Source organism: Marinomonas epiphytica (genome assembly GCF_054780655.1).
In genome coordinates this window covers 103,829-116,150 of the sequence record NZ_BAAGVX010000036.1, presented here as the reverse complement: position 1 = coordinate 116,150, position 12,322 = coordinate 103,829, and the positions used below count along the sequence as shown (strand labels likewise).

General features: G+C 43.6%; 11 protein-coding genes. 6 read left to right on the top strand and 5 right to left on the bottom strand.

Features of this window, described 5'->3' with window-relative positions; genetic code table 11:
* The first annotated feature begins 247 nt into the window (after positions 1 to 247).
* The 5 genes from ACYVGZ_RS12345 to rep all read left to right on the top strand — a co-directional run bounded on the left by ACYVGZ_RS12345 (position 248) and on the right by rep (position 6,236).
* Positions 248 to 481 carry an accessory factor UbiK family protein gene (locus ACYVGZ_RS12345; protein WP_460755976.1) on the top strand — a complete coding sequence of 78 codons (234 nt, stop codon included), beginning with the start codon at positions 248 to 250 and terminating at the stop codon, positions 479 to 481.
* An 84-nt stretch (positions 482 to 565) separates the two neighbouring features.
* Positions 566 to 2,074, top strand: a complete 1,509-nt coding sequence (locus ACYVGZ_RS12340) for a YifB family Mg chelatase-like AAA ATPase (RefSeq protein WP_460755973.1) — start codon at positions 566 to 568, stop codon at positions 2,072 to 2,074.
* A gap of 83 nt (positions 2,075 to 2,157) precedes the next feature.
* Positions 2,158 to 2,943 carry a hypothetical protein gene (locus tag ACYVGZ_RS12335; protein WP_460755970.1) on the top strand — a complete coding sequence of 262 codons (786 nt, stop codon included), beginning with the start codon at positions 2,158 to 2,160 and terminating at the stop codon, positions 2,941 to 2,943.
* 172 nt (positions 2,944 to 3,115) lie between these two features.
* Complete coding sequence (locus ACYVGZ_RS12330; protein ID WP_460755968.1) at positions 3,116 to 4,033, top strand: bile acid:sodium symporter family protein; 918 nt, start codon at positions 3,116 to 3,118, stop codon at positions 4,031 to 4,033.
* A 154-nt stretch (positions 4,034 to 4,187) separates the two neighbouring features.
* Positions 4,188 to 6,236 (top strand): DNA helicase Rep, encoded by a 2,049-nt coding sequence (rep, locus tag ACYVGZ_RS12325; RefSeq protein ID WP_460755965.1) that lies wholly within the window; start codon positions 4,188 to 4,190, stop codon positions 6,234 to 6,236.
* Between the two features lie 112 nt (positions 6,237 to 6,348).
* Here rep and ACYVGZ_RS12320 read toward each other — a convergent pair whose 3' ends face one another.
* The 5 genes from ACYVGZ_RS12320 to ACYVGZ_RS12300 all read right to left on the bottom strand — a co-directional run bounded on the left by ACYVGZ_RS12320 (position 6,349) and on the right by ACYVGZ_RS12300 (position 12,087).
* Positions 6,349 to 7,638, bottom strand: coding sequence for a TRAP transporter large permease (locus tag ACYVGZ_RS12320; protein WP_460755962.1), 1,290 nt, complete (start codon positions 7,636 to 7,638; stop codon positions 6,349 to 6,351).
* Positions 7,635 to 8,099, bottom strand: a complete 465-nt coding sequence (locus ACYVGZ_RS12315; protein WP_460755959.1) for a TRAP transporter small permease — start codon at positions 8,097 to 8,099, stop codon at positions 7,635 to 7,637. The genes ACYVGZ_RS12320 and ACYVGZ_RS12315 overlap by 4 nt, the downstream gene beginning before the upstream one ends.
* Before the next feature lie 178 nt (positions 8,100 to 8,277).
* Entirely contained in the window at positions 8,278 to 9,303 is a 1,026-nt protein-coding gene (gene dctP, locus ACYVGZ_RS12310) for a TRAP transporter substrate-binding protein DctP (RefSeq protein WP_460755957.1), read from the bottom strand.
* A gap of 469 nt (positions 9,304 to 9,772) precedes the next feature.
* Complete coding sequence (locus ACYVGZ_RS12305) at positions 9,773 to 11,092, bottom strand: amidase (protein ID WP_460755954.1); 1,320 nt, start codon at positions 11,090 to 11,092, stop codon at positions 9,773 to 9,775.
* Positions 11,093 to 11,235: 143 nt separating this feature from the next.
* Positions 11,236 to 12,087, bottom strand: a complete 852-nt coding sequence (locus ACYVGZ_RS12300) for an XRE family transcriptional regulator (RefSeq protein WP_460755952.1) — start codon at positions 12,085 to 12,087, stop codon at positions 11,236 to 11,238.
* 39 nt (positions 12,088 to 12,126) lie between these two features.
* Here ACYVGZ_RS12300 and ACYVGZ_RS12295 point away from each other — a divergent pair, with 39 nt between their 5' ends.
* Positions 12,127 to 12,318 carry a hypothetical protein gene (locus tag ACYVGZ_RS12295; RefSeq protein WP_460755949.1) on the top strand — a complete coding sequence of 64 codons (192 nt, stop codon included), beginning with the start codon at positions 12,127 to 12,129 and terminating at the stop codon, positions 12,316 to 12,318.
* The last annotated feature ends 4 nt before the right edge of the window (positions 12,319 to 12,322 follow it).

Genomic DNA, 12,322 nt, shown 5'->3' with positions numbered 1-12,322 from the left:
AATTTGTAATGCACCACCAAATCGTAGGGCGCCGTTAGGCCGCAGGCCGTAATGCGCCGTTGGGTGCACTGCGCCCATGATTGAACCAAATTGCGTTGGCGTTATACGAGGGCTGCGCCCTCGGCGACAGATTCGCTTCGCGAACCGGAGCAAATTACTCAATGCGATTGTGGTGGCAGGTTGTGGGAGACAGGGCGGAGAATGGCTTTTATAATGGCGGTATCTTTTAATGAGTAGAGATAGTCTAATGATAGATCAGTTTATTAAGCAGTTGGGTGCAGGGCTTGAACAAGCCGCAGATACTTTGGGTAAACTACCAAAGGATGAGATTCAAGCCCAGTTGCATCAGGTTGCGCAAAACACGCTTACTAAAATGGACCTAGTCACACGGGAGGAATTTGAGGTGCAAGCTGCAATGTTGGCTAAGTACCGTGCTCGTCTGGCAGAGTTAGAAGCTCGATTAGATGAACTAGAAAAGTAAAAAGGGTCTAGACTAAGTAGGGTGGTGGTTTGTTAGTGAACGAGTAACAGACCAAACGCTATTAAATTTGATCAAGGAGTGATCATGAGTCTAGCTACTATTTACAGCCGCGCCCGAGTGGGCGTTTCCTCTCCTTTGGTAACGGTCGAAACTCATATTTCGAATGGCTTACCGTCTTTAAACATTGTGGGGCTCCCTGAAGCCGCGGTACGAGAATCGAAAGATCGAGTACGCAGTGCCATTATTAACAGCAAGTTTGAATTTCCAACTCGCAGGGTCACGATAAACCTGGCCCCTGCCGATTTACCCAAAGAAGGTGGGCGCTATGATTTGGCCATTGCGATCAGTATTTTGTCGGCTTCTGGGCAGCTGGGCGATATCAATTTAAGGGGCTATGAGTTTATTGGTGAACTGGCGTTGTCTGGTGATATTCGCGCTGTCACTGGATTGCTGCCGTCTGCAATTGCTTGCGAGAAGGCCAATCGACAGTTGATTTTACCTTCTGGAAATCAAGGTGAAGCAGCATTGGTGGAAGGCAACAGTGTTCATGCCAGTAATTTAGTGACGGTGACAGCGCATTTATTAAAACATGGGCCATTACCTTCGTGTGACAGTTTAAGAAACAGTGTACTGCCGCTAGAGCATAAAGACATGCAAGATGTTAAGGGGCAGTATCAAGCCAGAAGAGCCTTGGAAGTCGCAGCAGCGGGCGGACACAATTTGCTTTTTATTGGGCCAGCAGGAACAGGTAAGACCATGTTAGCGTCTCGCCTACCGAGTATTATGCCTTTAATGACGGAAAAAGAAGCGTTACAAGTAGCCGCTGTTCAATCGGTAGCTGGCCGAAAAATGGGGTTGGACTGGCATTGGTCTGAGCGGCCATTTCGTTCTCCGCACCATTCTTGCTCAGCCGCAGCGTTAGTGGGTGGTGGCTCGATACCTAAACCAGGTGAAGCCTCTTTAGCTCATTGCGGAGTGCTTTTTTTGGATGAATTACCTGAGTTTGATCGGCGCGTGTTAGAAGTGTTGCGCGAACCTCTTGAAAGTGGCGAAGTGCACCTGTCTAGAGCAAGAGGGCAGGTATCCTACCCAGCACGTTTTCAGTTAGTGGCGGCAATGAACGCTAGCAATGAAGCCTACAGCGGTGGCGATGATTATTATCAGTCGAGCGCGAGCCAAAAGTATTTAAGAAAGCTCTCAGCACCTTTTTTAGACCGTATAGACCTGCATGTGGAAGTACCCCCTTTACCATCGGAGGTGTTAGTAGATGAAAGCAAGTTAGGAGAGTCCAGCGCCAGTATTCGCCAAAGAGTCGAGTTGGCGGTTGCGCGCCAGCGACAACGTCAGGGTGTCCAGAATGCACAGCTAACAGGCCGACAACTTGAGTCAATTTGTGCTTTGAGCGAGGCTGATAAAGTGTTTATGCAACAAGCATTGGAGTCGCTAAAGTTATCCGCAAGAGCGTATCATCGAGTGCTTAAGGTCGCTTTAACCTTGGCTGACCTTGCCAACAGTCCAGTGCAAAGAGCGCATTTAATGGAGTCACTAAGCTATCGCAAAATGGAGAAAACCTTAGCGCGAATTGACGGTTAACAGCTCTGCTTAATAACGGCAAAAGGTGCTTCCTTATTTGAAGCTTGCTATTCTTATATTAAGGTTATAAAAGGGAGAATACTGTGCGGTATAACATGCTTTGTTTAGGGGTAATAGCGAGTTGTTTGAGCATGCCGAGTTGGGCGGATATCGAGTACCTTGAAGTGACCGCAGGACCTTATTTATCTTTAATTCACTATGAAGAGCCTGGCGTCATGGAGGAAGAGGGTTCACTGACCGGCCTGACAGGGCAGGTAACCGTCTATCAAGCTGCGTCTTTACTGTCCCTTGAAATAAGCTATGGGGACGGTGCTATGGATTACCAAGGTACAGGGCGAATTGAAGGCATAGATAACCATTTGTTTGAAGCCAGAGCTTTGGCAGGACACAGCATACCACTTTCTAATGCTCGCTACCTTACAGTCTTTATTGGTTTAGGTTATCGTGAACTGGTCGACAATGCAGAAGGCAGGGTGTCTACCACAGGACATAGAGGTTATAAGCGCAAACAGATTTACTTTTATAACCCCATTGGACTTGAGCTAAAAACCTTCGTTTCAGGTACGGATTGGTCGGTCAGTGGCCGAGCTGAGTATGATAATTTTATTTTCGGCCGCAATACCTCTTACCTTGGCTCTATTCCAGGTTATACCGATATTCGGCTGGACCAAAATGAAGGCCATGGCTATCGCTTTTCCTTAGCGTTTGAAAAAACGATTAACTCTCAAGGTGCAGCGTTAATTATTGAGCCTTATTATCGACACTGGAGTATTGCGGATTCTGAGAGCACTTCCGATGGTCGCCGCACTTGGATTGAGCCGAATAACACCTCCGATGAATGGGGAACAGCACTCTTATTGTCATTTTAGTGTTGTTTTTCTGTCATATTTAATAACAATTCGTTACAATTTATGCCCCATTTTTGCGCGATTGCAATGATTGGAGAGCAAAAGTAGCGCATTAGTTGCCTCTTTTATTATCAATGAAGATGCTAACGTCACCCTCATTTCGAGTAGGGTGATGTTTGAATGGAGATGTTTCATGGTTATTCAGTTGTTCCCGTTTTGGGCTTTGTTGTTGTCTGTGATTGCTTTTTTTCAACCAAGTTGGTTTGTTGGCTTAAAAACTGAAATTGTTCCTCTACTTATTATCATTATGCTAGCAATGGGGCTGACCCTAAGTCCGAAAGATTTTAAGCAAGTAGTAAAAAACCGAAATGCTGTTCTAGTGGGCGTTTTGTTACAGTTTTTAGTGATGCCATTGGCGGCCTTTATTGTGGCGGCAAGTTTTGGTTTTGATTCTGAACTGACAGTAGGTATGCTGCTTGTGGGCAGTGTTGCTGGTGGTACGTCTTCAAATGTGATGTGTTATTTGGCAAAAGGTGACACGGCGTTGTCTATTTCTATGACCGCAATTTCAACCTTGCTTGGTGTTGTGTTAACCCCTTTCTTAGTGTCGTTGATGATAGGCCAAAGTGTCGATGTGCCGGTATCTGCCATGCTAATGAGCTTGGTGAAGATTGTACTTTTACCTGTAGCGGCTGGTGTGGTTCTAAATTCATTTTTTGGTAATGTGATCCGCAAGGTTGAGGGCGTTTTTCCGTATATTTCTATGTTTGCCATCGTGTTGATCATTGCTATTGTGGTGGCATTGAGTGCCGGCAAACTAGTGGAAGTTGGCCTATTGGTTATTGCTGCTGTCATTATTCACAACGCAATTGGCTTAGTTTTGGGCTACTGGGTCACGCATTTACTAGGTTTTGATGCAAAGGTGTGCCGTACTATTGCTTTTGAAGTCGGTTTGCAAAACTCTGGTTTAGCCGCAGCTTTGGCGATCAAATTCTTTACGCCTTTGGCTGCACTACCAGGCAGTATCTTTAGTGTTTGGCATAACATTTCAGGCTCATTACTTGCCAGCTACTGGAGTCGCCGACCTTTAGAAGAGCAAGATGAAAAATAGCTTTTCTTTATTCTAATTCCCTTGTTGATAGAGCAGCTCTTCTATAGAGTTTGCTCTTTTTTTTGTCTATAAAAAAGTAATTTCTGTGCGGCTGGAGGTGATGTCAGGTAAACTAGACGTCGAATTTTATCTTCTTTTATACGCTAGGTTATCTATGTCAGACCCCGTTTTATCCATTAGCCATAGGTTGAAAAACCTGAACGACCGCCAGCTCGATGCGGTAAAGCAAATAGATGGCCCCTTGTTGGTGTTGGCCGGAGCGGGTTCAGGAAAAACCAGTGTAATTACGACCAAAATTGCCTATCTAATACAGACTTGTGGCTTTAAAGCCAGCAGTATTATTGCGGTGACCTTTACCAATAAAGCAGCCCGAGAAATGAAAGAGCGGGTGGTCGGTATGCTATCTAAAACCGAGAGTCGTGGGTTGAGTATTTCTACTTTCCATAATCTGGGTTTACGCATTTTACGCAAAGAGTATCGTCGAGCAGGATTAAAAGAAGGCTTTACCTTGTTCGACTCGCAAGACTCTTTAAGCCTGGTGAAAGAAATTCTGGAAAAAGAATTTAACGAGCAAGGAGATGCTGCGGCCTACTGTCAAAATACGATTTCCAATTGGAAAAACGATCTAACAGCGCCGAGTGAAGCGGTAACGCACGCAGATACAGAAGAAATACTTTTAGCAGCACAAGTCTATGGACAGTATCAAAGGTATTTGCGTGCTTACAATGCAGTAGACTTTGATGACCTTATTTTATTGCCAGTGAGCCTGTTAATGGCTGACGAAGCACTGCGTGAGCGTTGGCAGAATAAAGTGCGCTATTTACTGGTGGATGAGTGCCAAGATACCAATGCCAGCCAGTATGAATTAATTCGTTTATTAGCGGGGTTCCGACGCTGTTTTACCCTAGTTGGGGACGACGACCAGTCCATTTATGCTTGGCGAGGGGCTCGTCCTGAAAACCTCGAACGCCTTTCTACGGATTATCCTAATTTAAAAATGGTAAAGCTTGAGCAGAATTACCGCTCTACCAAAACCATACTTAAGGCGGCCAACACACTGATTGCCAATAACCCTCACGTTTATGATAAGGCATTATGGAGTGATTTAGGCGTTGGAGAACCAATTCGAGTTATGGTTACCCGTAATGAAGATGCCGAGTCCGAGCGTGTTGCCGCAGAGATTCAAGCGAAGCATTTGCGCTACGATATTCCTTATCGAGACTTTGCGATTTTGTATCGTGGTAATCATCAAGCGCGCTTATTAGAGATTAAACTGCAAGCCTATCGTATTCCCTATAAAATGAATGGCGGAACGTCTTTCTTCGCGCGAGCAGAAATAAAAGACCTGATGGGGTATTTGCGCCTCTTAGTTAATCCTGACGACGATAACGCATTTTTACGTATTGTTAACTTGCCAAGGCGTGAAATTGGCCCTGCCACTCTTGAGAAAGTCGGCAACCTGGCTAATGCTAGAGGGGTGAGTCTTTTTGAAGCAGCAAGCTATGCAGAGCTTGCGGAGACAGTAAGTGGGCGTTCACTTCATAGCATACAAGAGTTTGAAAAATGGTTGTCTAATCTGCGTAGGCGTTTAGAAGGTGCTTCGCCAGTTCCTGTGATAGAACAGATGATTCACGACATGGATTACTATGGCTGGATTCAGGAGCAATCTTCCTCGACTAAAGCGGCTGAGCGACGCATTGAAAACGTGCGCTTCTTATTGGAATCTATCCAGCGCATGATGGAATCTGCCTGGGAAGAAGACGAAAATGCCGGGCTAGATCAAGCCATTAACAAGTTGTTGTTAATCGACATGCTTGAAAGGCAAGAAGAGGAAGAAGACGAAGATAAAGTTCAGCTACTCACACTGCATGCTTCCAAAGGGTTGGAATACCCACATGTTTTTCTGATCGGCTGTGAAGAAGAACTTTTGCCCCATCGAAACAGCATTGAAAACGATGATATTGAAGAAGAGCGACGTCTTGCTTATGTGGGGATTACCCGAGCTAAGAAAAGCCTTTGTATTACTCTAGCGGCGAAGCGTCGTCAGTATGGCGAAGAGATTGACTGCCTACCAAGCCGTTTTTTAGATGAACTCCCAGAAGAAGACCTTGTATGGGAAGGCCGTGCAGACGAAGGCGAAGCCGAGAAAAAAGAGCGAGGAAAAGCCTCTTTGTCGGCTTTGAAAGCCATGTTGAGTGGTTAGCTTTGCTAGCAGCGATCCATATAACAAAGAGGCTTATTTTGCGTTGACTTCCTTACCGCTAGGCTGGCTGATTACTAAGTCAACCTAGCGAACTGACTCTCGTTTAATGGTCTTACCCTAGTAGCAGTTCAGGTAAGAATAACGAAAGTTCGGGGATAAAAGTGGTGAGCATTAAAGTTGGGAGCCAGGCAAAAGCGATAAAAATCATAGTCGGTTTAAGCATTTCAACGACGGGTGTTTCCGTAATACGTGCACCCAGGTATAGGTTCGGGGCCGTAGGTGGGGTTACGTTTGCCATCCCTAGATTTACTCCAAGTACTGCTGCAAAATGAATAGGATCCATGCCTGCACTTTCTACTATTGGCAATAAAATTGGAGTAGAGAGTAGGAGCCCACTAATATCATCCATTAACATGCCTATGAGTATTAGGACTAGGTTAACCATGAGTAATATCACGATGGGATTTTCCGAAATGGAGTAAACAAAGTCTTCGGCAATGCCGGGGATGTCTTCAAACATAAGAAAACGGCTAACAATTAGGACCATAAATATCATGGTCATAACAACACCGACCGTTACTCCCGCTTTTAGCATTGTGCTTCTGAAAGAGTCCCAAGTCATACCCTGATAGATGTAAATAGCAACTGGGATCGCATAAATAACAGCGAACCCTGCAGCCTCGGTGGGTGTCATTACTCCTCCATAAATCCCACCCAGTATAAATACAGGCATTAATAATGCAGGAAATGCCTTTTTAGAGCGCTTTTTTAATTGGAATTTGAACTCAGAAGGTTTAGGGCTTAACGCAAGGTTTTTATGTTTTCTTAGCTGTAGTTGGTTAACTACACATAACAATATAATAAGAATAATGCCTGGCAGGAGAGTAGACATGAAACACTTCAATACGGATTGTTGAGATACCCACGCGTATAAAATATGGGACGAGCTAGGTGGAATCAACATGCCTAACGGGCTTGCATTTGTTATTAGTGCTGCACTTAGTCCTGCAGGGTATTTAGCTTTTCTAAGGTGAGGCATCATGACACTGCCGATGCAGTTAAGTGTCGCACTACCGCTGCCTGAAATGGAACCAAAAATGCCACTAGCAACAACCGTTGCTACTGACAACCCTCCTCTTATGTGTCCAACCATCAGTTCTGCTAAATTAACTAAGGGCTCTGCTATTTTTCCTCGCTCCATTACTGCACCAGCAATGATGAATAGGGGAATTGCTAGAAGTACTAGGGAGTTCATTTTCCAATGGCCAGAAGGTAAATACCCTGTTACATCGAAGTCGCCAAAAGTCGCTAGTAACACCATGATGCCACCGAACGCTAAAGGTACTGAAATGCCGATTAGAAGCAGAATGCATAAAACGATTAGACTACCGAAAATGATCATGATTGAGCCTCCGAATTAGAAATTATGTTTTTGGAAGTATCTGAAGGTCCCTTTTTTAATAGTGAATAAAGGTGAAGGGCGGTAAAAACAGTCATCATGAAAAAGCCTACAGAGATTCCTAAACGGGGAACAATAAAAGGAATTTTCAAGGCAATAGATTTTTGCCACATTGGGTAAACAGCAATTTCCTCCATGATCATGACATAACCAAGATAAGTGAGGTACAGAAGGATAAGTAGCTCAATTGTTTTGACCGAGACTTTATGGAGCCAGGCGGTTTTAGTTTTTTTGATGAAAATGCCTAAAATGTCGGCGTTTATGTGCACGTCATCCCGTGTTGCCACCGCACTAGCGGTAAAGAACATCCAGAAGGCCACGACCATGAGCCATTCTTCATACGCAAATAGGTTGGCATTAAAACCATACCTAAGGATCACTACGAAGAAAAAAGTTAAGGCCATAATGCAACCTGAAAAGATTATGATGAAGTTCATAACCTTCTGAATAGTAAGCAGCATAGGGTTCTCGTCTGGTAGCTTGGGACTGTTCTGACTAGTCATGTAATAACCTGAGGATTATGTATTCTAAGGGGAGAGAGCTTTGGGTGGCCTCGCCCCCAAAGCTCGCGGTTGCGATGTGCTACTTTAAATCTGCTTTTAAGCGGTCAATGGTATCTTGACCGACAACCTCAGCCATCGAAGGCCAGACTGTTTCACGTACATGCTTGCTCATGGTTGCTAGTTCGTCAGGGCTCAGGGTCAGAATTTCGTAACCTGCTTTAAGCAGCTCTTTGGCATATTTCTCATCGTTAGCTTTGTTATAAGCAAAGTATTGATCAGCTGCTTTATCGAAAGCTGCCTGAACAACCTGCTGCTGTTCTGCGTTCATTTTGTCCCAAGTTTTTTGCGAACCATAAAAGGTTGTCATTTCCATGAAGGCGTTGTAGTCAATAAAGTATTTACCAACACCTGATTTAGCGAAAATTTTATCCGCTGACTGTTTTGTACAGCAAATAGCCCCATCCACAACACCAGATTGAACTGCTGCAAATATCTCTGCGTATGCGATTGTTGTTGTGTTAAAGCCAATTGCTTCCATACTGTCTTTCACTGCTTGGGACGACCATACTCGGGACAGCATTTCTTTGTCACCTAGACCTGCATAGTCTTTTGGTTTAACCATAGATACTAGGTTAGAAAAACCTTCCGGGTTGTTTTGAATTAAACGTAATCCGAGACCTTGTAGGCTTTCACTAATGATTTGATTGAATACTGAGTTAGGGTTGCGTACAGTTTTTTCCATTTCATCCCATGAGCTCACTAGATAGGGCATTGAATTGATTTCAAAGGTTGGATCTTTATGTGAATAAATAAACCCCATTACAAAATCAATATTGCCTCGCATTGCATCTTCTAAAAGCTCTTCACCAGAGCCGAGTTGGTTAGCTGGAAAAGTACTGACTCTTAGACCGACGTCTGCTCCTTCAATTTCTTCTGCAATTTGCTCCATTATTTTTGACCCCTCATGTTCAACAGGCAGGGTGCCAGCAAACTTAAGGCGAAGATTAGCAGCACTCGACTCTATGGAAGCGGAAAGAGTTAGGAGTGTCATCGTGCTAAGGGAAATGGTTTTTAGTTTATTCCAGATACGTTTTTTTTCTAACATGTTTTACCCCACTTGTTATTAATTGGTTTGTTCTTGAGCTTTAAAAAAGTCTAGCTAATGAATATTGCTTAGTCTCTAGGTTAGATGACGCTACCTGAAGCTTTAAAAGATTCTAATGAGTGTTTTTTTTGTGGTGGCGCGGCTTTTTATTGAGCAGAGATACATTGCGACAAGAGCATTGCATAGCTGGAAAAGGGTTTCAGTTATGAGAAGTCGAGAAAGGGTTAGACATAATAAGTGTTAGTTTTGTGTACTGGTATTTTGGCTGTTTGGTTTTCAAAGCTGCTTATAGAGCTATATGTTTATACTGCCAAAAAGGGAGGGGAAATTAAGAATACAGTGTTCCAAAATTGATATGATTCTACATGTAGAGCCTGCCCTCTCATCCCTTGCCCTCTTCTAAAGGAGGTTATTCGGAAGAATTTGATGGATCAGAAGGGCGTTTTTCCGGTTCTAGGAGAGATTGTAACTAGTCTAAGCTTTTAAGCTCTTGGCCTAAGACCGCATCAGACTCGATGAGCTGAGATAAAGATAGTAGCATGGCATCTTGGTTTGCTGGAGCACAGAGTTGCCACCCTATAGGTAGCTTCGCAAGAGATTTTCCTAAAGGTAATGAAATAGCACATAAGTCTAAGCAATTAGCGATTCGAGTGTATCTTGACATGGGAATCTGGTTTTCATCAATCTCAGTGATCGGTGGAGCACATATTGGTGTGCCAGGTAGCGCAATGACGTCGAACTTTCCAAAGTGTCTATCCATACGGCTTCTTAACTGTTTAAGTGTTGATATACTCTTTTGATATTCACTTGCAGATATGCTCTTGCCAGCTAAGACTCTCTGTCGTATGTAGGGGTCAATATTGCACTGCCTGTTATCGGCAATATCACCAATATGCTGGTATATTTCATAAGCAACAATGTCGCCATTAAGCTTTTGAAAGTCTTGAAATGTCACCGGCAACTCTAGCTCTACTATTTTAACCCCAAGGTCTTTAAGCCTTGAAATAGCCTTATTAAAGGTTTCAAGAATTTCATTATCTATTGGTTCAAGATCTTGCTGTTTAACTGTTGCAATGCGTAAACTGGCTAAACTAACTTCAACATGAGATAGTTTTTTTTCTGCCATGGCTTCGGTAAATAAACGAGCGTCATTAACATTACGTGTTATAGGTCCAATGGTATCGAAAAAAGGGCCCAGTTGCGCTGTACCAGTAGTAGGGATTAGTCCAGTAGTGGGTTTAAAACCAATAACACCACATAAACTTGCGGGTATTCTGATGGAGCCACCTGTATCACTGCCAATTGCGACCGAAGTCATATTAGCCGCAACAGAAACTGCTGAACCACTACTAGAACCGCCAGGTGCTCGATGAATAATTGGATCTGCTGGGTTCCAAGGTGTTCCCGTAATGGAATTGGTGCCCCAGCTACCAATAGCAAACTCGACCATGTTGTTGGTACCTAGCAGAATAGCGCCGCAAGATTTAAGCCTAGCAATACAGGCGGCATCTTTGCTTGCTATTTCGCTAGGGTAATTTTTTGATCCAAATTGAGTTGCGTAGCCTTTTATATCAAACAATTCTTTTGCTAAAAAGCTACGACCTTCCAAGGAGCGAGCTTGGCCGCCTTTTGCCATTCTTTTGTCGTAGGCCTTAGCTTGTAATAGAGCTTGCTCGGTAAACAGCTTTGCAACGGAGTGCCACTTTCTATCTTCTAGCCTTATGTTGTCTAATTGAGCTTTAATCGTTTTATACAGTGAACGTGAAGTATTTGAGTCGTTATTTTCCACAATAAACCCTAATCTTGTATCTGTTTTGATAAGCAAGAGTGTAACAAAAGCCCGTTTTATTACGTTGGGGTATATTGCCTGGAGATGTAGCTACTTGAAGCTTTATAAGCTTCGGTTACTGATTTTTATAGCGCTATCCGTTCTTATTCTGTTTTACTTGGGTTAAAAATAGCTGCGCGTAGGGGCTCATTAAATCGTCCTCCTGCTGTTAAATGCCGATAAATAGCTTGAGGTATCTCGGGTGAGTCTTCAGGGAAAATACCACACTCCGAAATTGCTTGGCGTAGGTTACCGGTACGTCCAATGTATTCCATAACGACCCTAGAAGAAGATGGCTCATGTGCGTCGGCACCTGAAACTCCAATAATCAAACCAGTGAGTGTTGATACACGGTTACGATAGTTTGGATACATGATTTTTTGTGTTAGTTCCGAGCCAGTTAATGTTTCGCGGTCAATCATGTTAATTCGGTCGCCGGTCATTGAAACTATTCCTGCGTATTTATACAGGTCTTGTGGCCCGATTCGACCCTCTCGGTTGAGTCTTTCAATGCGCTTGTAAAGGGTGTAGTCCTTCCAGTCATAGATGTAGGTTAAGGCTTTTAAAATATGTCTGGGGGCAGAAAAGGACAAATAGTACTCATAGTAATAACCATGTAATTTGGTTAATGAGCTGCGTTGCCTTTGCGCTTCTTTTAATAGTCCTGAGATTCCAGGGGGCAAGTTAATGTTGTTCCCAGAGTGTTTTGGCTTTAAGCGGAGAATGTTACTGAACTGATCATGAGGCATAAGCAGCTCATACTCTTCAAAACCAAAGAAATCAGAAATCCTTCTTAAGTTATAGCGAGTCGGAAATGCACGACCAGATAGGTACTTCATAAACTGCTGTCTATTAATACCTAGCTGCCGGCACATTTCAGCAATAGAAGGGTAATAGCTGGAGGCGAGTTTTAAGTTAGCTTTAAAGTTTTCGCTGGTGTTGTCTTCAAAATACACTGTTATATCCTTAGTCGCGTCTCCAGGCGACAGTGTCACATGCAAATACAGAGAGCAAGTAAAAATAAATTTAAACAGTATCGACTTAAGCGAGAACTTAGTGATCCGCTTTTAGATGAACTCCCAGAAGAAGATCTTGTATGGGAGGGCCGTGCCGATGAAGGCGAAGCCGAGAAAAAAGAGCGAGGAAAAGCCTCTTTGTCGGCTTTGAAAGCCATGTTGAATGGTTAGCTTT